A 20,223-nucleotide genomic window follows, 5' to 3' on the forward strand; every position below is an offset into this window, starting at 1 on the left:
TGGACATCGATACACGAAGATTTAGATTGTTCATTCGAGTGTGACTCTGCGGGCGGGGAGGCAGCAGCCTGCTGTGTCAAACCAACTATAGGCAATAAGAATATAACTCGAAGAATTTTAATAAACATTCCAATCTCCTTAATCCTGAGGGTTGGATGAGATTCAATAGTAACCTCAAGTTATGAGGAAAGATGAACCGTCTATCGTTTTGTAGTCTTGGTTAGGTCAGGCACGCGCTAGTGAGTAGTACCAAGAGTAAGCCGATAGCCAGGGGGTGTGGCGGCCCATTTGGGGAAGCGATGAAGAGGTGCGGGTTTGTACCGGTTCGAGGAAGGTATAGACAGCAGACAGGATCGCTTGCGATGGGGCAGCAGGAAACCATCAGCCCGTCGGCAGTGTATTTTTCGAGCCGTATCCAGAGCTGCTGCCAACAGCGGCAGGGGTGACTCCATCGTCATCTGGAGGGCATACTTAGCGGTTGATAGATGGCTAGTTGATATTAACGTGGGAGTCGACATCATGGAGCGCTTGCTCGAGAGCATCTATATCAATGCCCGGCCGGCGATGGAGTTCAAGCTCAGCCTCACCAGCTCCGGCCGCAAGAAGATTGTAAAGATCGTGGACGGGGATGAGGTTGAGATGCTGCCAGGTGACGTGCAGAGCATTCTGGAGTCCCAAAAAATGGATGTTGGCATCCTCTCCGATTTCTTCGTCCAGACGCTCCTAGAGCGACGCTAGTGGTCCCTGGCCAACCAGTCGATCGCCGACAGCAACGTGGTCTCGTCGGCCATGCCCTCCAGCTTCACGCTTCTTCCCGTCTGGTTGTCCCGGATGACCAGGGTCGGGGTCGCTGTAATGCCGTTCGACCGTGCAGTGTCGATGTCCGTCTTAATCAACCGGTCCACCAGGTCCATGTCTTTCGCACATTTTTCCAGTCGAGCCTGGTCCAGTTCAGGAAAGTGCAATGTGCCGCCAGGCAGCCCGCCCCCGTTGCCGGCCGACTGAGCGAAGATCGCATCGATAGCGCTCCAGAAGGCTTTGGCGCCGCCTTGGATCCCCGCGCACTCCACCAGGCGAGCCTGATGGCGGGCCGCCTCGCCATGCATCTGCAGGGGAAGATGCCGCCAAACCAGGTTCACGTCCGGATGGCTGTCTACCCAGCGCTTCAGCCGCGGTGTGTAGACCTTGCAGAAGGGGCACTCCAGGTCGGCGTATTCATTGATCGTCCAGCGCGCCTTCGCATCGCCGTAGAGGCTGTGGTTGGCTGGTAGACCCTTCACCAGAAGCTCGACCCCTAGGGCGGAGACAGCCAGCAAGACCAGCAGCAGCCCCGCCCAGGGCAGGGCGGGACCTTGAAATCGTTTCGCTGCCCAGCCGCCCTTCAACAGTCTCACGCTTGCCTCCGCTGTAGGATTTCCGCACGGTCCACGGCCTCGATGAGCGCCTGTTGGGCCGTATCAGGCTGTGGATGCTGTTGCAGCCATTCATCCAGGAGCTGCTTTATCTGCGGGACTATGTCCCGGCGATCGACCGCCCTCAGTTGAATCTGCTGCAGCTCCTCGATCAGTATAGGAGCGCATATCCTGAGCGTCTGCAGGGCATCTTCTTCGGGGTTCTGCAGGATCTGGGTCAGGTTATCGATCAGGTTCTGGGTCAGCGAATTCAGAGCTCTCATTCGTCCTGGCACTCCACTGCCGGTTGGTCTGGGAAATTAATTGGGAAGGGCGGCAGGCCGCGCGCCTTGTCGAGATCCGCTGCGACCTGCAATGCCGCCTCGAGCTCGTCGCAGCCGGTGGCTTGCATGATGTTGTAGCGCTGGTTCTTTTCTTCGTTTTCGGTCATGGCCAGGGCCAGGTAGAGACTCGGGGGAACCACACGGAAGAGGTACTCCTTGCCCTTGGCCAGGAGCACGCCCTCGGTGAATTTGCCGCTTTCCTTGCGGGCCGAGAGCATCATCGACTTCTGCGCCGGCGACAGCTCGCGGAACCTGGAGATCTTCTCTACCTCGTCGGGGGGCATGTTCAGGCACAACCACCACTCGATCATGTTCAGCATCGGAGCCCCGGAGGCCGGGATGTCGTCGATGTTCTGGGTGGCGAGCCAGAACCAGGCGCCCAGTTTCCGCCACATCTTGGTGATCTTCATGGCGTAGGGCAGCAGCAGCGGGTGCTTGGTGATGATGTGCCCCTCATCGGTGATCTTGACGATTGGCCGGCCCTTGAACTGGTCGCGTTCGGCAATGTTGTTCACGGTATTCAGCAGCGAGATGTAGGCGATCCCGAGCTGGGCGGCGTAGCCTTCGCGCGCGTAAGTCGCGAAATCCACCACGGTGAGGTCGGCCTCAGGCCAGGGCGTGCCTTCGCGATTGAACATCTCGCCGTCGGCGCCCATGCAGAACATCTGCATGGCTTCCGCCATTTCGGCCAGCCGCGCGCGCCGTTCTGGCGCGGAGCCATCGCTCCTGGAGGCCTCGTAGAGCGCATTGCGCACGTCCTGGGTGAGCACCGTGCGGTTCGCGGCGGCGCAGGTCCTGGCCGCCGCCAGAATCGCCTGGCGGATGGCGCTGCGATCGGCACGGGTCAGGCGCGCGTCTTCCTTTTCCTCGCCGCCGGTGATCATCAGTCGGGCGACGATCTCCATCTCGCCCAGAATGTCACGCTGGTCGTCCTCGAGGTCGGCCTTGCTGCCCTGGACCGAGTCCGAGGCCTCGATGTCTTCGGCATCCAGGACCTTCACCTGGTCGGGACTCTCGACCAGCTTGATGGCGTCCGCGAACGGCGCCAGGCTGACGCCGGAGCCCGGGGCGAGGCGGACACGGTGGACCGAGAGGCCAAACCGCTTGGCGAAGTCGGCCAGCAGGCCGAAGCTGTTGCCCGCTTCCGCGACGAACATCCGTGGCAGGTACATGGCGAGCATCTGGCTGATGAGGTTGGTCAGGGACGCTGACTTGCCGGACCCGGTTGGGCCGAAGATGAAGCCGTGGGCATTCATCTGCCGGTCCAGCTTGTTGAACGGGTCGAAGGTCAACGGCGCGCCGCCACGGTTGAACAGCGTGAAGCCGGGGTGTCCGGTACCGGTGGTGCGCCCCCAGATGGGCGACAGGTTGGCGATGTGCTGCGCGAACATCATCTGGGTGTACCACTCCAGGGCTCGCTTTTCGTTCGGATCGAAATTGCAGGGCAGCCAGCGCAGGTAGCTGTTCAGCGGTCCCACTTCGTTCTGCGGTTCGACCGGCACCAGGCCGGCGCCGAGCAGCACGTTGCTCAGGGTGATGCAGCGCTCCTCCAACTGGGTATGGTCGCGGCCGCGCACGAACAGAGCGATCGAACCGCGATAGAGCTTGTGCTCCCGGCCGATCAGGCGGCGAACGGTGGCCACGTCCTCGCGGGTGTGGATCGAGGCCTGGTTGTCACCAACGGCCTTTTTCGAGAGCTGCTGCAGATGCCCTTCCAGCATGTCCTGCGGCGTCACCACCATGGTGATACACAGCAGCGTATCCTCGGGCATGCGATCGAACAGGGCGTTCAGGCCATCACCCTTGAGCGTCTCGCCGGTGAAATGCCCTGTCAGCGGCGCCTTGTTCAACTGGTCGACCACGATCACTCGGTGTGGCATGGCATCGAACAGCCATACGCCCTGGGTGGCATCGGAAACAGGCTGCCGATAGAACAGGTTCTGGGAGAAGTCGGTGCCGTCGGCCAGCGGCAAGTCATCCTGCAGGATCGGTTCGTCCGGCCGGCATACCAGTTCGTAGAAGCGACGTAGATCCGCATCGGTCTTGCCGAGGTGATCCGGGTGCGGGTTGAACCAGCGGATCAACCAGTTCCTGATCTCCTGTCCGCCCATGCGCGAAGCGACGATGCCGGCGTTCGCCAGGCCGCCTTGGATACGCTCGCAGATGGACTTCAGGTACGCCGCCGGGTCCTGTCCGCGAATCTGCGCATCCGCCTTGCGGATCCGGCGGTAGACGACCATCCGCACGCGCCGCTGTTGTCCTCGCCAGGGCAGCTTGCTGACGGCGGTGTCGACGAACAGTCCGCCCGGCTTCGAAATGCCCTCCAGGTGATGCTTCATGAGCGCCAGGTACATCTCGCTGAAGGCTGATCCTCGCGCTCGAGGATGGACGTACTGCCTCAACTGCTCCTGGAAATTGTCCCAGCTGATCTCGTCCTGGGCGTAGAACTGGACGATCCAGGGCGAGGTTTCGTGCTCGTCGAAGGAGTTCTGCAGGGCTTCTTTCAATGCGTCCCGGGCGTTCTGCATCCAATTGGGATCGCGACCCTCGGTGCCCAAGGGCACCAGCTCGAAGAAGACGGCACGCGAACGTCCATCTTCCAGGAGCATCACCTGTTCGTCGGGCAGGTACTCGGCCCAGGGCAGCAGGTCGACGAACGATGGGTCGTGATCGTAGAGGCGTGACGCTTCAGCCTGCGTGGCGCCATTCTTGCTCCCGGTGTTGGGTAAAGGGATACCCATGGCGGCCAGTCGCGCCAGATAGCGCTCAGTCGCTTCTTCCACGGCCGCTACGTCCAGCGCTCCTGAATCTTCGGGAGCGTCTGCCGGTACCGACTGAGGCTGTGTGCGACCGCGCAGAAGGGTTTGAAAAAGGCCCATCAGTAGTCCTCCGTGCGCTCGCCCGGCATGGCGTACTGGACTCGCTGGTAGAAGGGGAACACGGTGGTATAGCCCGGTACCGGGGCGGGATCGCTGCCGGCTAGGTGCGGGAACACATACATGACCAGGTCGGGATTGGGCAGTCGTTTGAACTGGCTGTGGATCTCGTTGCTGGCCGTGCGGGTGTAGTCGGCCTGGTCGTTCGCGGAGGCAACCTGCTGCGGATTGAACGGGCGCCGCAGCGTTTGCCTGGCATCGAGGAGTAGCCGGCCACGGCTGTTGCCTATCGAGCTGGTTGCACCTTGTTCCCAGACGTCGAGCATGTTGGCCTCGCCGTGGGGCAGCATCTCCTCCTTGCTGGTGGAGCACGCTGCCAGGGTTAGCGCGCAGGCCAGGCCGGCGCAGAGACGAAGAAGGGGGTTAGTCCAGGTCTGCTGTTGCATGAGCGGCTCCAGAGCTGTAGTCGACCTTGCGGCCCTTGAGTTCGTAGTCGATCGCCAGTTGCTGATCGAGATGCACGGCGACCCGTGCGCCAGGTTGCACGTAGACGGCGGCGAAGGCCTCGCCGTACAGCTTGTTCATCCACTGCCGGATGTCGCTGACGCCGCCGGAGAGGATGCTGTTGAGGGCCGAGTTGCTGTTGGTTCCGGTCGTCCCGAAGCTGGTGCCGTTGCCGCTGAAGACGGTACTGGTGTTGTTCTCGTCGGCGTCCAGGAGCTTGGCGATGCCGGCCCCGGCAGCCGTGAGTAGGCTCTGATTGCCCAGGTACTCCTTGGCATTGGATCGGCGATCACCGGCGATGCATGGGATGCCGTAGGGGTCGCTGATCCAGCCGAGGCCGCCCTGGATGGTTTTCTGGTCGGCGCTGGCGGTCTGGTTGTTGTTGCTCTGGTTGTCATTCACCTCCTCGGCCGGCGCCGGGAAGGTGCGCACGGTCCCGTCGTTGAACGCGAACGTGAGGCTGCGGATCTGCCCACGCACGCAGGAGAGTGTCCAGTCGCCCGAGGCGGTCCCGCTGGCTACCGCGCCGGCGACGTCCGGCAGCTCGATGCCGTTGGCGGTGAGGTTGTCCGGGCCGATGAGGATTTTGAACGGGTAAGGATCATTGACCGTCCCGTCGACCGGCACACGACCGATCAGCGCAGACATGGCCACCGAGCCCATGAGCGTCGAGTTCTGCGGCAGCGTGTAGGTCTTGCGGACGAGCTTGCGGTTTTCCAGGTCGGATCGCTGTTGGCCGACGGGGTGCAGCCCGTCATCGATCCGCTCCAGCGCGTTCTGGCCGCGATCGACCGCGTTGCCGAAGGAGGTCGGGAAGCTGAATCCGCTCGGTTGGGTGGTGGAGCCGGCGGCCAGCGGCTGGCCATTGGCATCGACCGCGCGGGCGTCCTGGGGCTCGATCCAGACGATGTCCGACGAAGACGAGCCCGCACCCTGGAAGTGCTGGCCATCTTCTGGTCGCACGCCGAACCCGACGGGCAGGTCGGTATCGCCGGCCTCGGGAACGTGGGTTAGGTTCTCAAGCCGTTTCTGTACCTGGTCCAGGATCGTCTGGCTACGGTTCTCCTGCTGTTGCTGCAGCTCCTGGGCGGTGTTGTTGAGCTTCTGCTCGATGTTCTGATCGATGTTGCGCAGGCGGCCCTGCAGGTTCTCATTGGCGGCTTTGAGCGAGTCATTCTCCTTGATGACCTTGCTGATCTGGTCCTTGAGCTGCCGGCTTTCCGCCACGATGGTACGTAGTGTGTCGGCGGGCGTGTCGCCGTCGATGCCCAGGGTTGCCGCTTCTTCCGACGTTACCGTCGGGGTTGCGGCGCCTTGTGATTGCGCGCTTTCCTTCTTGCCCATCATGCTCACGCCGATCAGGATGGCGCCGATCACGACTGGGATGACCAGTAGCTTCAGGAGGGGATTACCGGTCAGCGCCACGACGGCCTCCTTTGGGATCGATCTGGCTGATGGAGGAGGGCAGGAGCGCGTCGGCAAGGCCGCGGCCGCGAGTCACCAGATACACAGTAGTAGTGTCGGAAGCGTCGCCCCGGGCCCCCAAGTACGGGTGCTGGAAGGTCGCGGCGACGAAATTGCCCATCAGGTCCCTGGGATCCAGGGCCAGGTGCTGGGCGCTGGCGTTCTGCAGCTTCACCGCCGTGACGTAGTAGTCGTCCAGCCGCCAGGCGCCCAAGGCGGTAGCCGTGATGGGTAGGCTGGGGAGCAGGGTGGTCAGGTCGAGCTGTCGCTTGACGCGCACCTGACCGACGCCATCCACCGGTTCCACCGTGCGAAGCGGGGCATAGAGCATCTGCGCCGCATAGCGCGTCAGAACCACGGGGATGGGCGTTTCGCGCGGCACGGCCTTCGGTGCTTCTGCCTGCTCGGTCTGTTTCGCTGCTGCCGATGGCTGGGCTTCCCGGGGCTGGCCATAGTGCGGAGCCACGGGCTCGCCGGCGACGATCCTGACCGGCTCGCGCGGCTGTTGATCGGCCGCTGCCTCGGTGGCGGCGATATCGATGAGCATCTGCTCGCCATTGGTCGCGTCCTGCAGGCGCAGGCGCGCTGGAGGAATCGGCTCGTTGGCGAGCAGGTAGAGTGCGCCGCCGGTACTCTGGACGCGCAGCTTGCCCTGCAGATCCCGAGGAACGCCAACTCGCACGTTTCTGTCGACAAAGACAATGCGTTCCTGGCCGACCGTCAATGGAATGGCCAACGGAATGCGCTCCCAGCGCAGAATCTCCACCGCGTGGGCCAGTGTGGGTAGGGCAAGCATTAGCAAGAGCGAGCCTGTCGACTTCCGGATCATAGACCTCCCTCCCGCTTGGTGGGGGCGGCCGGCTCCTCAAGCTCGATACGTTGAGGCGTATCGGAGTAGCAGTCCCACTGCAGGCCGAAGGGATTGGTCTCCGGGTCGACGTCGGCGCGGATGACGTGCAACGGGTAGCGGGCCAGCGCGCGCTTGATCTTTTCGCCGGCGTAATACTCCGTGCTGTCCATGTCCAGGTTGACGGTCCAGTCATTGATCGAGTGTTGGATCACGCGGCCATCGCTCTCGCCAATGCCCCGACCGGGGATTTCCGAGGTGGTGCGCTCTCGCCCCCTGAGCTCGCCGGCGTTACGACGAAACTCGAAGTCCTTCTCCAGGAAGACTTTGCAGGAAGGCGTCAGGTAGGCGGCGTAGCGGAACAGGTTGCTCTTGTAGTCCACCTCGCCGTCCTTGGGCCAACGCTGTACCTGCTGGAAGATGTAGAGGCCGAACGCATAGACACTCTCCGGCGGAATGTCCCACCACAACCGGGTGCTCCCTGAACGCAAGTCGGGCGGAATGTGGATCCAGAGGTCCTTGCGGGCTTCCCAGACGCAGTAGGCCAGCACCACGATGACCATGCACAAGAAGCCGGTGATGAACCGGAAGGTGTTGATGTGAGCCTGCTGTTGCGCGGTGTGTTTTCTGAAACTCATGGGGACTCCGTGCGTCGACTGGTCCAGGCGCCGGAGCGCGTCACCAGGCGACGGTTGCCGAAGACGGGAAAGCGCAGCGAGAGGGCCAGCTCCACCTGGCGGTAGAACCAGGTATCGGGCCGCCCCCGCTTCATCCGCCGCAGGATGCGGCTGCCGATACCCAGGCCGAGGGCGCCTACCAGCAGCGCGCCCAGTGGAATGCAGGCCGCGTTACCTGCGACCAAGGCAGCCGGGATGCCAAGAACGAACCCGGCTGCTCCGCTGGTGAGGACCGTGATCCACATTTCGTCCGCAGTCAGACCGCCGATGACCACCGGTTGCCGGTTCAAACGGGTCGGCAGGAAGCTGAGGGTCCCATCCTGAAACAGATGTTCTTCGGGCATGGGAAGGCCCTTACATGATGGTGGTGGCTTTGGTGACGAGATAAATGATCAAGATCAGCAGGCCGATGCCTACGGCCACGCCCGCTCCGAGATCCGACCACTTCTTTTTCCCATCATGGATGGCGTGATAGGTGCCGTAGGTATGCCAGGAGACTCCCAGAAAGACAGCCACGCAGATGAGTAGCGCGAGGAGCATCGCTCCGTCATAGCCGAAGTTCTGGATGGTTTGCATGATCCCCGATCCTTCCCCGCGGCTAGGCGCCTCGGGCTTGGGGAGTGCAGCCAAGGCGACGCCTGGGAGTACCAAAGAGATGGCAGCCAGGCGCAGGCAGAGGGTGGACAGTTTCTGGAGGGTGAATTTCAGCATGAGTGTCTCCGTATGGGTCAGCTGAGGAGGAAGAAAGAGGTGATGCCGAGGAGGACCAAGATCCGTATCGCGGAAGCGCCGGCAGTGGCGCTGTCGAGGTTGTTGGTGGCCCAGCCGCGCCAGGTGCTGTACATCGCCCAGGCGGACCACAGCAGAAGGAAGGTCATCGCTGCTCCAACGAACAACCCCTCGCCGGCCGATGGGGGAAAGCCAGCGGCGGCTTGGAACGCTGATGTTTGGGCTCCACTCATGCTCACGGCATCGGCCCTCCGCGCAGGGTGTAATTCCCGGACAGGTCGGAAGGGTCACGCGGCTGGGCGCGGCTGGGTGTCATGTAGTCCTGCAGGCCTTGGCGGATGCGCTGCAGGTCAGCGGCCAGGCGCGAGTAGTCGAAGTAGAAGCGCTGTCCGGGCTCATCGGCGCCCTGGGCACTGCGGCGGGCGGTGTCCTCGAGGGCGTTGAGCTGCCGGATCATCACCTCCAGGTTCGCCTGCTCGGAGGCGCTCGCTGCGAAGGCTCCCTGTGCGACCAGCGCACTGCAGGCCAAGGCGGCCAGGCAGCTTCGGCGAAGGGATGGATGTGGAGTGTTCACGGCGAATCTCTTGCAGATCAGGGTGCGATCAGCTTGCCGATCGCCCTGATTCCATTCCGCAAGAAATACTCGGCGCGGGTCCGGGGTATTTTTTTATGAGGTTGCGCGCTTGAAAAACAGCAGGTAGCTGACGGGCAGAGCGATGCCCCAGGCCCAGCCCTGGGCGTTCTGATTGCCGATCTCGGTTACGCCCCGCATGAGTGGCTGAACGCTCACCAGCTCCCAGCCTTCCTGGCCCAGACGCACGACCTCGGCCCAGCGCAGAGGGTTGAGCAAGGCGTGGTCGTCGGGTTCCAAGGTATCTTCTTTGTGTTTGAACATCGCGACGCCCTTGGTGAGGGTTTTGTAGGGAATAACGATGTTTTCGACATGGTATTCGAAGGTCTGCTTCATTACGTGCTCCTGGAGTGGTTCGAGTAGAACCGCACGGTTTCAAGAGCAGGAGGAGGGCCTCAACCGAAAATACTAGGCCTAGCACCAGTGAATTTCTGGTGGTTGGCGGGTTTGGAGACACGTATGGACGTCTGGGTGTATATTTCATATATATTTCTAAGGGAGACGGCTGATGCTTAGAAACATCTCTATTGGAGTTTTGCTAGCCATGGCTGCTATGTTGGACAGTTATGGGGTGGCTGCCGCTACATTACGATGCGGGTCGGCAATTGTTAGTGAGGGTGACTTGATTGATGATGTGCTTAGGAAGTGCGGCAACCCTGATAGCCGTAAAGTTGAAGGGCCCGCAGTGGATGGTAGTGGCTATATAGTGCGGGGGGCTGCTACTGTCGAAAACTGGGTATACGGACCAAGGAATGGTTGGTACCAGAAGCTTAGGTTTGTCGATGGAAGGCTAGTTCAGATAAAAGGCAGTATGGACTAGGGTATAGCCGTGGATGGTGTGTTTTTCATCCACGGCTATAAGTCTCATCCGGCAGATGATATAAGGGTAAGGATATTTGCGATTGGTAGGCCTTGTGCGTCGGAAATAAACACGGTTGCACTAGCGCCTGCACGAGAAACTATCTGTTGTAGGTTGCTCGGATTAGACATGCCGCCGTTGTAATTGGCTTGGAATTGCTTGCTGGAACTTGCTATGTCTAGAAGTTCAAGTAGAGTGCTTTGGTTGGCGGATTGTGCGGAGTTCATACTGATTGATGTGTTTGATCCTGCCGCTCGCAGCGCCTGCTGGATGTTGTTTGAAGTGAGTTGGGCACCATTAAAGTTGGCGCTGAATTTTTTAGTGTTGCCCGCGATGTTGATGGCCTGTAAAAGGATGGATATATTCGCCGCCTGAGCGGTGTTGACGCTGATACTGGTTCCCGAGGCCGCAGCGCTGATCGCTTGCTGAAGGTTGTCTGCTGTTAGTTGTGCACCATTGAAGTCGGCGCTAAATTTTTTCGTGTCTTTGGCAGAGTTGATGAGGGCTAGCAGGGTGCTTATATTAACCGCCTGAGCGGTGTTGACGCTAATGGATGTTCGGGTTCCTGCGGCGTCTAAAGCTTGTTGAATGTTGTTTGAAGTAAGTTGAGCGCCATTGAACTCTGCGCTGAATGTTTTTGTGTTACCTGCTGCATGAATAGTCTGAAGAAGGGCGGTTATATTTGCCGCTTGTGCGGTGTTGACGCTTATGCTAGTGTTTGTGCCTGCCGCATTTACTGCTCTAAGTAGGTTGTCGCTGCTGAGTTGGGCTCCATTGAATTCTGCGCTAAAACTCTTTGAGTTGCCTGCTGTAGATATTGCGGAAAGAAGTGTGTTTATATTAATGGCTTGTGCGGCTATTGTGGATACTCTGGTTAATGATCCTGCTAAGTTTATGACTTCCTGAAGGTTGTTAGCAGTCAGCTCTGCGCCGTTGAAAGTTGTTGAGAGGTTTTTTGTGTTTTCTGCAGTGGTTGTTGCCTTGAGAAGAGTGTCTATATTTAATGCTTGCGCGTTGCTTATGCTGATGGTTGTATTCTTTCCTGCTTTTGATAGGGCCTCTAGCATGTTGCTTGGATTTAGAAGGCGTCCGTCGAAATCAAGGATAAGCTTCATCTCAATGCTCCGCTGTGACCTAACGTTAAAGTCTTGGTGTGAGTACTTCCTAGGCTGAATGAGTTGGCTACAAATCTCTTTGCCTTATGTCAATGTCAGGCATTCGCTGTGACCAATATCATTTTTTTGAGTCATTTTTCACAGCTAGCTATCTGCTCCTTCAGCTTTCTGTCGTCCACGTACCGCTGCATGATCGATAGCACCAGGCTATTGATGGCGAGGATCTTCATCGCGCGGGTCACTGCGACGTAGATCAGGTTCAGCTCATCGTCGCGCTTGCCTGGGTCGGTGTCGGGGGCCAGCGGGTCCGCGTTGAAGTCGTCGTACAGGCAAACGAAATCCCATTCCAGCCCCTTGGCCTTGTGTGCGGTGGTCAGGGTGATCGTTGCGTCCAGCTCATCGTCAAGGGTCAGTGAGCGAAGCTCGAGGATCCGCGCCGGTAGATCAGGGTAGGTCGAGATGATCTTGATCGAGCGCGCCATTTCACTGTCCTGGCTGATCTCGGCGATCTCCACGTACTGGGTGTAGTCGCGGTAGTCCCGGAGCAGCTTTTTGTTCTGGACGTTTTGGCGCAGGCCTCGGCTGAATGCGTACAGATCCTCCAGGTCGCGCAGCGAGTAACTGTCGATACCGCCTACCCAGTAGAACTTGGGCGCCGGATTATTGCGCACACGCTGCAGGGCATTTTCGATGACGCCGATAACGGTGCGGTGAATGAAAGTGCGGTGAGGAAGGTCCGCCGGGAGGGACTTTTTCACCAGCGTCTGCGGGCCCAGTCCTTGAAGTTTCCGTGTCTCGCCCTTGTAGGAGAGGATGATGTTGGCCACGTGCGCAATCGCGGGGCCGAACCGCCAGCTCTGGGTCAGGTAGTGCTCCTCGGCGCCGACCATCCAGTCGCTGTTCAGGGCATCTTCCGCGCCTCTGAACCGGTAGAGCTGCTGGTGGGGATCGCCGACGATAGCCATTTTGATGCGCTGCCAGTGGGCAATGTCCGCGATCACTGGGTTGATGTCCTGTCCCTCGTCCAGGAACATGCAGTCGAAGCGCTGGCTCAAATCGGGCTTGCTCAGTTGATACAGCTTCAGGTAGCCGTCATGGGGCATCAGCATGCCGGTGTCCTGGAGATCTACCATGCGCCTCCAGACTACCCGCGCCATGTCCAGGCCCTGCTTGAGGAAGCGTTCCTGGGCACTGGTGAGGAACGCCTTGTCGCGGAAGCGCGGGAAGTGCGGTCGGCCGAGTTCCGCGTCGGCGCTGGCCATGTAGTTGTTCAGCGTGGCCAGCACGTCACGTACCAACTCCCAGTCTTGGGTATCGAGTCCGCGGGCGATATCGGTCAGACGCAGGTTCTTCGTCTTCTTGTGGGCGTACTGGATGCCGTACACCGCATGAGCCAGGCTGTGGGCGGTCTTGCACACTACGTTGCGGGGGAACTTGCCCTTCGCGGCCTTTTCCACCGAGCTGTTGTAGCAGAGGTAGAGGATTCTCAGGGTAGGGTTCGCCTTGGCAAAGCCCACCAGGGTGGTGGTCTTGCCAGTGCCGGCGAAGGCTCGCACCAGGATCTTCGATGCCTTCGACTGGATGATCGGTGACTGTTCGTGAGTCCACTGCACGGCGGGTCTCCTACAGGTACTTTTTGAAGGTGGATGCTGTGATGCATACCGCTACGCCGAGCAGCGCGGCGCAGGGCAGCAGGATGAGCAAGGGGTTGATGCTGATGGGGATTGCCAGGTAGAGCGTCCAAGGGACGACCGCTAGCGGAATGATGCTGCCGCGCGCCTTGTGGTAGAGGTAGCTGGACTCCCGGCCGGCGCCGAACTTGCGCAGGTCCCGGCGCACCAGGCCGTCCACCAGGCCGGTGAACGCGGCCATCAGGAACAACGGGATCGTCATGACCAGAATCACCAGGCGCACGACGAATATCAGCACCGTGTACAGCGCGGCCAGGCCGTAGTTCTGCAGCGTGGAGACACCCTGGGCGGTTAGATAGCGAACGTCCAGAAGGCTCCGTGGCCCGGCTTGCGCGATGCTGGTCATGTTGGTCATCCAATCGACCACGCCGGTCTTCACGAACAACCAGTCATAGGCCAACTGGGCCAGCCAGGTAGCGGTTCGACCTGGCTCCTGCACGACGATGCTGTGTAGCAGCCCCTGCGACAGCCAACTGAGTTCGTACTCGAACATGGCCTGGGCATGCTTCCAGCCCGCGTCAGGCCAGAAGAAATACAGGCAAACCCACTCCACGATGATTGCGCCGACCAGCGAACCGAACATCACGCCGAGAAATTGGAAGGGCGTACTGATGATGGTGCCGACAAGGGTCTTCTGGCTCTCTTGTTGCTGCTCTGCACGTTGAGTGACTTCAGCCATCAGGCGGCATCCTCACCGGCGCCGAGGTGACGGAAATCGTCGACCAGGTCCTGGGGCAGACCATCCTGCAGGGCGGAGTATCCCGGCGCCTCCCACCACTCGCTGTTGGCGGCCTGGCCCTTGCGCATACCGGCAGCCAGCTCCTGCAGGCTTTTCGGCATCACCTCGTCGGGATCGACCGCCGGCAGCGGCATTCGGATCTTCCAGAGATTGCCGCCCTCGAGCAGCGCGAACGCCTGTCCTTTGGGCAGGCCAACGATGTGGGCCGGCTCGAGCATCGGCACGCTGGTCATCTGCACCTGGTCGTGCGAGCTGGAGGTGAAGGCTGCCTTCTTGTTGTTGATCGCGTCGTTGGCGCCGCTCGCTGGCGTGCTGGTGTAGATCTGGACCTTGGGGAGCTGGTTGGTCAGGAGTTCGGCCGTGGCGGTCTCGCGCACCCGCAGCATGAACAGGTTGTTGAAGTTGCCGATGATCTGACCGGCCTTCGCGCGGGAGCCGATCTTGGCCTCGATGTCGCTCATGGTCTGGGTGTAGGCCGTCACCTGCACGCCGGCGCCGCCCGCTTTGTTGACCATGGGGATGAACTCGTCGCCAATCAGCTCGTTGAACTCGTCGGCATGCAGGTTGATGCGGACCTTGCCGCCAGCGAGCGAGCCGGGCAGGCCGTCATCGACACCATGCTTGTAGATGTGACCCGCCACCGAGACCAGGTCGCTGAACATGGAGTTGCCCACCGCGGCGGCGACCTCGGTATCTGATAGTGCGTCGAGGCCGACGTAGACCACGGCGCGCTTGCGGATAACCTGCATCCAGTCGAAGATCGGTCGCGGATCGTTGAGGTCCGCGTAGTTGGGCGAAAGCAGCTCCGAGATCCGCCCAGTGGTGAGTTTCTCCAGCAGCGGCAGCAGCGAGGCCACGATCTTGTCGAAGTAGGTCTTGTCGTAGCGCACTGCGCTCTTCAGGCCTTCCATGACCGGGTCGGCGATGCGTTTCTGTGTCAGGTACTGGTCGATGGCCACGACCCGCAGGGGCCGTCCTTTCATGTTGAACGGGATGTTCTTGTCGTTGAGCTTGCCCTCGATCTGGATGATCGTGTCCCAGGCCCTGGGATCGTGCTCGCTGATGTATTTCTGGGCATATTCTACGAACAACGCATCGATGTTCACGACGTGGCGGAGGATCTGCTGGTAGTCCGGGCGGATACCCAGCGCGTGCAGCGCGCGGGCGATGATGTTGACGAACCGCCAGGCGAACTCACGGAACGCCGCGCTGTTGCCTTCGCCGGAGAGCTGGCCGGCGACGCGGGTGGCGACCTCGGAGATCCGGCCGAACCGGCCGACAGCGTTGTAGCGTGCCGACAGGTCAGGGTGGCCGAGGTGGAACACGTAGAACTCATCGAGGCGGCCGGCACGTTCGCATTCCACGTACATACGCTTCAGCAGGTCAGCGTCGCCTTTCGGGTCGAAGACGATCACCACCTCGTAGTCCGGCTGCTCCTCTGCGCGCCGGCGCCGGTGGCCGTGGTGAACCGTCTGGGTCCGCCGACCCATCTTCGCCCGCCGGCGTCGGCCCCGGCAGTGGGTGCGGCGAATATCCTGGGTGATGAACAGCTCCGCGAGTCGCGTCTTACCCACCCGCGTAGTGCCGAGTACCAGTGTGTGGCCGACGCGCTCGCCCAGTTGCAGGCCTACATCCTGTTCGCGCGGCTCGATGCCATGGAGCCGAGGCAAACCGCCCACGGGCGGCAGCGGCCGTGCGGGGTTCCAGGCCACGTCCCAGGCAGTGGCTTTGGCGACCAGCTTCAGGGGGAAGGGGGCGAACTCAAGCTGCTTCTCCAGCCGGCGCGCGCGCTCGTAGAGCGGCGAGGGCTCGACGTAGGAGGCGAACTGGGGCAGGTAGGTATCTGCCAAGCGCTGCGTATGCTTCTGCGTCCAGCGAAAGCCCTTGCCGATGAACAAGTGTTCGTTGCTGACCGGCATTTCGGCACTGGTCATCGTGTACTTCGGCAGTCGGCGGATGTTCCGCCGGTAGCGGAGCACCACGCCGGCCTGCTTCAGCCGCACGATACCCAGCCAGGCGAAGCCCAGTGCGGCCACGATGCCGAACAGCGGAGTGAGGGCGAACGTCCACGGCGCGACGATGCAGAGCGCGGCCGCGGTGAAGCACACGGTGGTGGTGTAGAGCTCCACGGCCGGCCGCAAGAGCGCTTCCAGCGGGTACTGGCCTGCCATGGGTTACACCTTCAGGCTCGCTGGCGAGTGCAGGCGGCCCGGTCGGCGGCGCTTGGCATGAAGTTCCAGCACCTGTTTCCTGGCTTGCTCTACCTCATCATCAGGCAGCATCTGCTCCAGCAGCTCGCAGAGGGACGACTCGTCCTCCAAGGCCTTGGACGTCACCTCACCGCCGTAGCGTGAGATCAGGCCGAGCAACTCCTGGTACATGAGTTGGCGTGCCTGAGCGTCGCTCGGCTGCTTGATGACCAGGGTGATCAGGTGAGTAGTCATGAGGACTCCTACTGCTGGATGGCGGTGGATGTGATGAGGGCGGGGTAGTGCCGCAGTCCGAGCCGGTCGACCAGGTCGTCCGCCGGCGCCGGCAATATCTGAAGTCCTTTCCCCCAGGCACGGATTTCCGTCAGGCGCGCTTCGCTGGCCACGTTCACTGCCAGGCCCACAGCGTGGAGGCCTCGGAGCTCGTCGCCTCGCTCTTTCAGCCAGGTTCGAGACAGCGTGTCGTCGCCGACCAGGAACAGAGGTTGCAGGCCTGGGGCGTTGATGGCGCGCCCCTGAACCTGGCCTGGCGAAAGGCGTGCCGAGCGAACTGGAAACGCACCTGAGCCACGGACACCCAGGTCGCCAGGTCCTGGTGTGGCAGCGGATGGCTGCGGATCCAGGCCCTGGTAGTAGGGGAGCGCTGAGGCTCCGCCGAGGTCTTCGACAACGACCAGCCCGGCGGCCCAGGCTTGAGTCGCGAACGCCGTGCAGAATGCCAGCGTGGCTAGGATCTTCTTCATGGATTGGTCACCAGCAGGTTGACGCCGAGGACTTGGCTAAGGTGGCGGGATACCGTCCTACGGTATTTGGCGGCAGGCGCGCCGCCGGCGGGGCGGTGGTAGCGGCCGGCAACTTGGATCCAGTCCACCGGTCTTCCCGGGGCGGATGCATACAGGGCGTCCCGCTGCTCGATCAGGATGTCGGAGGTGGCGTCCAGGTTCTTGTACGGATCCAGGGACTCGCAGGGGCTGGAGAAACGATGTCCGTTCCAGCCGATGTTGACCTGGCCGAGGCCGGAATCGACGCTCTTGGCCCCGTAGAGGTTGATTGCCGCGAGTAGCGCTGTGCAGGCGGCGGTGCGGGTCGCGTAGTAGTAGGATTTCCCGGCGACGTTCAATGTCCAGGGCCAGGGAACGTATTCGCCGCGCAGCAGGACCTTGCTCTCGGTCAGCGCGACCGAGTAGAGCACCTCGGCCGGAACCCCTTTGGGCAGGGCGATCTGCTTATACGCCGGCGGTGGATCCACGGCGGCCTGAGCGATGTTGACCAGGGCCAGCAGGGTGGCCAGCTGGAGGGCTCGAACTACAGACGTTGCCATCGGCCGTTCACCTCCTGTACCAGGGCGGGAAGGGCCCCACCCAGTCCCAGGGCCATCCAGCGGCCCTCGTCATGATTGAGCGTGATCTGCTTGCTGCGAACCTTCTTCGGGTCGACGCCGGCGAGGATTGCCCAGTGCCGCACTCGCTCTGCGTCGTTCTGGCTACCGACGAAGTAGAGGTCGAACTCCTTTTCTGCTTGTTGCAGGTCGCGGACCCGCTGGATGCAGGCGGTGCAGTTGTCCTGGACGAACAGGGCCAGGCGCCCGCTGCTCTGCAACGCTGGGCTCATGTTCGGCGTGCCCGACGGGTTGGCTGTGCTGCTTTCGGTGAGGCGGATCACCCCCTCGCCTGGATAGGCGCGGGCGAAGGCTTCGTCGTATGCGCGCTGGTAGGCGAGTTCCTTCTCGACCCGGCGCCGTTCGGCCTGGACCTGTAGATCGGCATACCGCCGCCGTTCCTCTGCCGATCGCGCCTCGATGCCCAGCGCGGTCAGCGGGTCAATGCCAGGCGAGTACACGCCCCGGGGGCCTTGCATGAGCGTCTGGTAGCGGGTCCATTCCTGTTGGTTCAGTCCCCACTCCTGGGCCAGGTCGCTCTGAGATGTCTTTTGTTTCAGCGTGCCGAGTTGGCTACCGGACAGCTGGCTGCTGGTCTCTCGGCTTGCCGCAGCCTCCTGGCCGACTGCGGGATAGCTCAGCAGCAGCACCAGGCCGGACAGGAGCGATACGGTTCTGATCATGGGCGGGGTCCTATGGTTGGATGCGAACGCTGCGCGAGGCGCCGGCGACGTCGAAGTGCGCGGTACGATCGTCAAGGTCGGTCAGTCGCCAGGTCGTGCCGGCGACGGCATCGCCTTGGCGAATGAGGTAGATCTGGCTGAGCTGGGTGGATCCCGGAGGTGCAACCGACAGAAACCGTTCGCCCCCGCGATACTCCACGCCAAGGATCGAGAAGGGCGGAGGCTCCATCGGTTTGGGTTTCGGCTTGGGCTTGGCGGGTATGGGGCGTTTGGGCGCTGGCACGATCAGCGGCGGCGCCTTGGTCTGCTTTTCTTGAAGCGTGCGGACAGAACCGTCCAGTGTCTCCACGGTTGCCTTGAGCACCAAGAGGTCGCCGGCCGAGGCGGTGGTCTGAGCCAGGTTCTCGACGGCATCGGAGGCCTGCTTGGCGAACGCCTGCGCGGCGTCAATGCGGTTGGACAGCGCCTGCTGGCCTGAGCGGAAGTCCTCGTTGCTGACCAGGTGCTGTCCATCCACGGCGTCGAGGCGCTCGTCGACTCGATTCAAGCGAGCCAGGATCGCCTCTAGCGAGGTCTTTTCCGCGGCACTGTCCACGCTTGATCGGAGCTGAATGAGTTGGTACTGCTGGTAGCCCAGCAGGCCGGCCATTGCTGTCAAGCAGAGGCCAAGAATCATGGATGCAGGGGATGGGCGTTTCATGGGTGTCCTCGCGCGAAGCCAGAGACACCCTCTCAGACAGCCTCCATTGAGGCAGTAGGAAATACTCGGTGAGTGGGGGTGGGATTTTTTTGGATAGAATTCTGGCGAATCGCCGGGCCTGATGCGCTATGCGAAGATCAGTCGATTCTGGGTGCCCTTCACACGCACCTAGGCTGTGTCATTTCTGCTTAACACTGCTTTGAGGAAGCCTCAGGCCATGAGTACAAACCTTCCCCAGCTCGAACAAACCATCATCGAGATAGCGCGCCAGGAACTGGCTGCTGTGGCGGCCTTCTATCGCAAGAAGGAAAAGGGGCCCGTGAATGGAAACTTTGACGAGGCATGGAGCGAATACCTAGGTCGCTACCATGCATTGAGTGACCTGCCCCCAGTTTTAGTACCGCTGCCTAGTTAGTAGGCCCTGGGGTTGATATTAACTTTTCCTGCTTCAGCTGCTGCTGGCGAGTTCGCCAACTTGCAGCAAATTCTGCCGGGGTGAGATTGCCAATCGCGCTGTGCGGTCGGTGTTCGTTGTAATCCCGCCGCCAGGCCGCGATGCGGATTCTCGCTTCGGCCAGCGAACAGAACCAGTGCTCATTGAGGCATTCGTCCCGGAACTTACCGTTGAACGACTCGATGAAGGCATTCTGCGTGGGCTTACCAGGCTGAATCAGCTTCAGCTTGATGTCGCGCTGATAGGCCCATTGATCGAGTGCCTTGCCGGTGAACTCGGGCCCCTGGTCGGTGCGGATCGCTTTCGGGTAGCCGCGAAACCGCGCCATCTCGTCCAGCGCCCGTGTGACACGAAAGCCGCTGATACCGTGCTCCACCAGGATGCCGACCGACTCCTTGGTGAAGTCATCGACCACCGTCAGGCATTTGATCCGCCGCCCGGTGCTCAGTGCATCGAAGACGAAGTCCATCGACCAGACCTGGTTTGGTGCGCTCGGCAAACTCAGACGTTCGCGCTCCACCGCGACGCCATGGCGGCGGCGCCGCCGTTTCACCATCAAGCCGGCAGCGCGGTACAGGCGATAGATCCGCTTGTGGTTGACCTGCACGCCAGCACGCCGCAGCAGGATGTGCAGGCGGCGATAGCCAAAGCGCCGGCGCTCTTGGGCCAGTTCCACCAGTTGGGCTTGCAGCTCGGTGTTTTGCACACTGGCTCGCGGCTGGTAGCGCAACACCGAGCGGGACAGCCCGATCAACTGACAGGCACGACGCTCGGAGATGCCGGTTCGCGCCTGCATCTCCTGCACCGCCTCCCGCCGTGCTGTCGGGCTTACCCTTTTCCCCGGGCGACCACTTTCAGCGACTCGATGTCGAGGTGGGCCTCGGCGAGCAACTTCTTCAATCGGCTGTTTTCCAGTTCAAGATCCTTCAAC

Annotated in this window: 24 protein-coding genes and 1 pseudogene; 3 read left to right on the top strand and 22 right to left on the bottom strand. The window is 61.3% G+C overall.

Annotated features, from left to right (window positions below; genetic code table 11):
* Positions 1–519 precede the first annotated feature (519 nt).
* The gene (locus tag HMPREF2886_RS05320; RefSeq protein ID WP_003109406.1) at positions 520–738 is read left to right on the top strand and encodes a hypothetical protein; all 219 of its coding nucleotides are present in this window, start codon (positions 520–522) and stop codon (positions 736–738) included.
* Here the strand turns inward: HMPREF2886_RS05320 and HMPREF2886_RS05325 are convergent.
* The 12 genes from HMPREF2886_RS05325 to HMPREF2886_RS05380 all read right to left on the bottom strand — a co-directional run bounded on the left by HMPREF2886_RS05325 (position 735) and on the right by HMPREF2886_RS05380 (position 9,799).
* Positions 735–1,394: a DsbA family protein gene (locus HMPREF2886_RS05325; protein WP_003109405.1), complete on the bottom strand. Its 660-nt coding sequence runs from the start codon at positions 1,392–1,394 to the stop codon at positions 735–737. The genes HMPREF2886_RS05320 and HMPREF2886_RS05325 overlap by 4 nt on opposite strands.
* Entirely contained in the window at positions 1,391–1,675 is a 285-nt protein-coding gene (locus HMPREF2886_RS05330) for a hypothetical protein (RefSeq protein WP_019726875.1), read from the bottom strand. Before HMPREF2886_RS05330 ends, HMPREF2886_RS05325 begins: the two co-directional genes overlap by 4 nt.
* On the bottom strand, positions 1,672–4,614 hold the full coding sequence (locus HMPREF2886_RS05335; RefSeq protein WP_025981583.1) for a conjugative transfer ATPase: 2,943 nt from the start codon (positions 4,612–4,614) through the stop codon (positions 1,672–1,674). The genes HMPREF2886_RS05330 and HMPREF2886_RS05335 overlap by 4 nt, the downstream gene beginning before the upstream one ends.
* The gene (locus HMPREF2886_RS05340) at positions 4,614–5,057 is read right to left on the bottom strand and encodes a TIGR03751 family conjugal transfer lipoprotein (protein WP_070746931.1); all 444 of its coding nucleotides are present in this window, start codon (positions 5,055–5,057) and stop codon (positions 4,614–4,616) included. The genes HMPREF2886_RS05335 and HMPREF2886_RS05340 overlap by 1 nt, the downstream gene beginning before the upstream one ends.
* Positions 5,035–6,540: a TIGR03752 family integrating conjugative element protein gene (locus HMPREF2886_RS05345; RefSeq protein WP_019416328.1), complete on the bottom strand. Its 1,506-nt coding sequence runs from the start codon at positions 6,538–6,540 to the stop codon at positions 5,035–5,037. The genes HMPREF2886_RS05340 and HMPREF2886_RS05345 overlap by 23 nt, the downstream gene beginning before the upstream one ends.
* The gene (locus HMPREF2886_RS05350) at positions 6,524–7,408 is read right to left on the bottom strand and encodes a TIGR03749 family integrating conjugative element protein (RefSeq protein ID WP_003117080.1); all 885 of its coding nucleotides are present in this window, start codon (positions 7,406–7,408) and stop codon (positions 6,524–6,526) included. Before HMPREF2886_RS05350 ends, HMPREF2886_RS05345 begins: the two co-directional genes overlap by 17 nt.
* Positions 7,405–8,064 carry a PFL_4703 family integrating conjugative element protein gene (locus HMPREF2886_RS05355; protein WP_003117079.1) on the bottom strand — a complete coding sequence of 220 codons (660 nt, stop codon included), beginning with the start codon at positions 8,062–8,064 and terminating at the stop codon, positions 7,405–7,407. The genes HMPREF2886_RS05350 and HMPREF2886_RS05355 overlap by 4 nt, the downstream gene beginning before the upstream one ends.
* A complete protein-coding gene (locus HMPREF2886_RS05360; RefSeq protein ID WP_003117078.1) occupies positions 8,061–8,447 on the bottom strand; it encodes a TIGR03750 family conjugal transfer protein in 387 nt (128 codons plus the stop codon). The genes HMPREF2886_RS05355 and HMPREF2886_RS05360 overlap by 4 nt, the downstream gene beginning before the upstream one ends.
* A gap of 10 nt (positions 8,448–8,457) precedes the next feature.
* Entirely contained in the window at positions 8,458–8,814 is a 357-nt protein-coding gene (locus HMPREF2886_RS05365) for a TIGR03745 family integrating conjugative element membrane protein (protein WP_003117077.1), read from the bottom strand.
* 17 nt (positions 8,815–8,831) lie between these two features.
* The gene (locus HMPREF2886_RS05370; RefSeq protein ID WP_003121019.1) at positions 8,832–9,071 is read right to left on the bottom strand and encodes a TIGR03758 family integrating conjugative element protein; all 240 of its coding nucleotides are present in this window, start codon (positions 9,069–9,071) and stop codon (positions 8,832–8,834) included.
* Entirely contained in the window at positions 9,068–9,406 is a 339-nt protein-coding gene (locus HMPREF2886_RS05375) for an integrative conjugative element protein, RAQPRD family (protein ID WP_003158157.1), read from the bottom strand. The genes HMPREF2886_RS05370 and HMPREF2886_RS05375 overlap by 4 nt, the downstream gene beginning before the upstream one ends.
* Before the next feature lie 93 nt (positions 9,407–9,499).
* Positions 9,500–9,799 carry a hypothetical protein gene (locus tag HMPREF2886_RS05380; protein WP_003117075.1) on the bottom strand — a complete coding sequence of 100 codons (300 nt, stop codon included), beginning with the start codon at positions 9,797–9,799 and terminating at the stop codon, positions 9,500–9,502.
* 217 nt (positions 9,800–10,016) lie between these two features.
* Between HMPREF2886_RS05380 and HMPREF2886_RS32960 the strand changes: the two genes are divergently transcribed.
* Positions 10,017–10,283, top strand: a complete 267-nt coding sequence (locus tag HMPREF2886_RS32960) for a DUF2845 domain-containing protein (protein ID WP_223195009.1) — start codon at positions 10,017–10,019, stop codon at positions 10,281–10,283.
* Positions 10,284–10,327: 44 nt separating this feature from the next.
* On the opposite strand, the gene HMPREF2886_RS34565 is transcribed toward HMPREF2886_RS32960, so the two are convergent.
* The 9 genes from HMPREF2886_RS34565 to HMPREF2886_RS05425 all read right to left on the bottom strand — a co-directional run bounded on the left by HMPREF2886_RS34565 (position 10,328) and on the right by HMPREF2886_RS05425 (position 18,838).
* Complete coding sequence (locus HMPREF2886_RS34565; RefSeq protein ID WP_023093054.1) at positions 10,328–11,437, bottom strand: hypothetical protein; 1,110 nt, start codon at positions 11,435–11,437, stop codon at positions 10,328–10,330.
* A 131-nt stretch (positions 11,438–11,568) separates the two neighbouring features.
* Positions 11,569–13,050 (bottom strand): UvrD-helicase domain-containing protein, encoded by a 1,482-nt coding sequence (locus HMPREF2886_RS05390; protein ID WP_023104071.1) that lies wholly within the window; start codon positions 13,048–13,050, stop codon positions 11,569–11,571.
* A gap of 10 nt (positions 13,051–13,060) precedes the next feature.
* The gene (locus HMPREF2886_RS05395; RefSeq protein ID WP_070746932.1) at positions 13,061–13,807 is read right to left on the bottom strand and encodes a TIGR03747 family integrating conjugative element membrane protein; all 747 of its coding nucleotides are present in this window, start codon (positions 13,805–13,807) and stop codon (positions 13,061–13,063) included.
* Complete coding sequence (gene traD / locus HMPREF2886_RS05400; RefSeq protein ID WP_023102615.1) at positions 13,807–16,038, bottom strand: type IV conjugative transfer system coupling protein TraD; 2,232 nt, start codon at positions 16,036–16,038, stop codon at positions 13,807–13,809. Before traD ends, HMPREF2886_RS05395 begins: the two co-directional genes overlap by 1 nt.
* A 3-nt stretch (positions 16,039–16,041) precedes the next feature.
* On the bottom strand, positions 16,042–16,311 hold the full coding sequence (locus HMPREF2886_RS05405) for a hypothetical protein (protein ID WP_070746934.1): 270 nt from the start codon (positions 16,309–16,311) through the stop codon (positions 16,042–16,044).
* Between the two features lie 8 nt (positions 16,312–16,319).
* The gene (locus HMPREF2886_RS05410) at positions 16,320–16,820 is read right to left on the bottom strand and encodes an integrating conjugative element protein (RefSeq protein WP_031692128.1); all 501 of its coding nucleotides are present in this window, start codon (positions 16,818–16,820) and stop codon (positions 16,320–16,322) included.
* Positions 16,817–17,398: a hypothetical protein gene (locus HMPREF2886_RS05415; RefSeq protein WP_015648301.1), complete on the bottom strand. Its 582-nt coding sequence runs from the start codon at positions 17,396–17,398 to the stop codon at positions 16,817–16,819. The genes HMPREF2886_RS05410 and HMPREF2886_RS05415 overlap by 4 nt, the downstream gene beginning before the upstream one ends.
* Complete coding sequence (locus HMPREF2886_RS05420; protein WP_003109383.1) at positions 17,383–18,138, bottom strand: TIGR03759 family integrating conjugative element protein; 756 nt, start codon at positions 18,136–18,138, stop codon at positions 17,383–17,385. The genes HMPREF2886_RS05415 and HMPREF2886_RS05420 overlap by 16 nt, the downstream gene beginning before the upstream one ends.
* Before the next feature lie 10 nt (positions 18,139–18,148).
* Positions 18,149–18,838: a hypothetical protein gene (locus tag HMPREF2886_RS05425; RefSeq protein ID WP_049950399.1), complete on the bottom strand. Its 690-nt coding sequence runs from the start codon at positions 18,836–18,838 to the stop codon at positions 18,149–18,151.
* Between the two features lie 217 nt (positions 18,839–19,055).
* Here HMPREF2886_RS05425 and HMPREF2886_RS32965 point away from each other — a divergent pair, with 217 nt between their 5' ends.
* Positions 19,056–19,253: a hypothetical protein gene (locus HMPREF2886_RS32965; RefSeq protein WP_023129322.1), complete on the top strand. Its 198-nt coding sequence runs from the start codon at positions 19,056–19,058 to the stop codon at positions 19,251–19,253.
* Here HMPREF2886_RS32965 and HMPREF2886_RS05430 read toward each other — a convergent pair.
* Positions 19,246–20,222, bottom strand: a pseudogene (locus HMPREF2886_RS05430) (IS3 family transposase). The gene HMPREF2886_RS32965 and the pseudogene HMPREF2886_RS05430 overlap by 8 nt on opposite strands.
* Position 20,223 lies beyond the last annotated feature (1 nt).

It is taken from the genome of Pseudomonas sp. HMSC066A08 (assembly GCF_001813025.1).
Taxonomy (GTDB): domain Bacteria; phylum Pseudomonadota; class Gammaproteobacteria; order Pseudomonadales; family Pseudomonadaceae; genus Pseudomonas; species Pseudomonas aeruginosa.

What these genes read in the sequence shown, in the direction of transcription:
- HMPREF2886_RS05320 (WP_003109406.1), top strand. Translation starts at nt 520, where the DNA reads ATGGAGCGCTTGCTCGAGAGCATCTATATCAATGCCCGGCCGGCGATG.
- HMPREF2886_RS05330 (WP_019726875.1), bottom strand. Translation starts at nt 1,675, where the DNA reads ATGAGAGCTCTGAATTCGCTGACCCAGAACCTGATCGATAACCTGACC.
- HMPREF2886_RS05335 (WP_025981583.1), bottom strand. Translation starts at nt 4,614, where the DNA reads ATGGGCCTTTTTCAAACCCTTCTGCGCGGTCGCACACAGCCTCAGTCG.
- HMPREF2886_RS05340 (WP_070746931.1), bottom strand. Translation starts at nt 5,057, where the DNA reads ATGCAACAGCAGACCTGGACTAACCCCCTTCTTCGTCTCTGCGCCGGC.
- HMPREF2886_RS05350 (WP_003117080.1), bottom strand. Translation starts at nt 7,408, where the DNA reads ATGATCCGGAAGTCGACAGGCTCGCTCTTGCTAATGCTTGCCCTACCC.
- HMPREF2886_RS05355 (WP_003117079.1), bottom strand. Translation starts at nt 8,064, where the DNA reads ATGAGTTTCAGAAAACACACCGCGCAACAGCAGGCTCACATCAACACC.
- HMPREF2886_RS05360 (WP_003117078.1), bottom strand. Translation starts at nt 8,447, where the DNA reads ATGCCCGAAGAACATCTGTTTCAGGATGGGACCCTCAGCTTCCTGCCG.
- HMPREF2886_RS05365 (WP_003117077.1), bottom strand. Translation starts at nt 8,814, where the DNA reads ATGCTGAAATTCACCCTCCAGAAACTGTCCACCCTCTGCCTGCGCCTG.
- HMPREF2886_RS05380 (WP_003117075.1), bottom strand. Translation starts at nt 9,799, where the DNA reads ATGAAGCAGACCTTCGAATACCATGTCGAAAACATCGTTATTCCCTAC.
- HMPREF2886_RS32960 (WP_223195009.1), top strand. Translation starts at nt 10,017, where the DNA reads ATGTTGGACAGTTATGGGGTGGCTGCCGCTACATTACGATGCGGGTCG.
- HMPREF2886_RS34565 (WP_023093054.1), bottom strand. Translation starts at nt 11,437, where the DNA reads ATGAAGCTTATCCTTGATTTCGACGGACGCCTTCTAAATCCAAGCAAC.
- HMPREF2886_RS05395 (WP_070746932.1), bottom strand. Translation starts at nt 13,807, where the DNA reads ATGGCTGAAGTCACTCAACGTGCAGAGCAGCAACAAGAGAGCCAGAAG.
- traD (WP_023102615.1), bottom strand. Translation starts at nt 16,038, where the DNA reads ATGGCAGGCCAGTACCCGCTGGAAGCGCTCTTGCGGCCGGCCGTGGAG.
- HMPREF2886_RS05405 (WP_070746934.1), bottom strand. Translation starts at nt 16,311, where the DNA reads ATGACTACTCACCTGATCACCCTGGTCATCAAGCAGCCGAGCGACGCT.
- HMPREF2886_RS05410 (WP_031692128.1), bottom strand. Translation starts at nt 16,820, where the DNA reads ATGAAGAAGATCCTAGCCACGCTGGCATTCTGCACGGCGTTCGCGACT.
- HMPREF2886_RS05415 (WP_015648301.1), bottom strand. Translation starts at nt 17,398, where the DNA reads ATGGCAACGTCTGTAGTTCGAGCCCTCCAGCTGGCCACCCTGCTGGCC.
- HMPREF2886_RS05420 (WP_003109383.1), bottom strand. Translation starts at nt 18,138, where the DNA reads ATGATCAGAACCGTATCGCTCCTGTCCGGCCTGGTGCTGCTGCTGAGC.
- HMPREF2886_RS05425 (WP_049950399.1), bottom strand. Translation starts at nt 18,838, where the DNA reads ATGAAACGCCCATCCCCTGCATCCATGATTCTTGGCCTCTGCTTGACA.
- HMPREF2886_RS32965 (WP_023129322.1), top strand. Translation starts at nt 19,056, where the DNA reads ATGAGTACAAACCTTCCCCAGCTCGAACAAACCATCATCGAGATAGCG.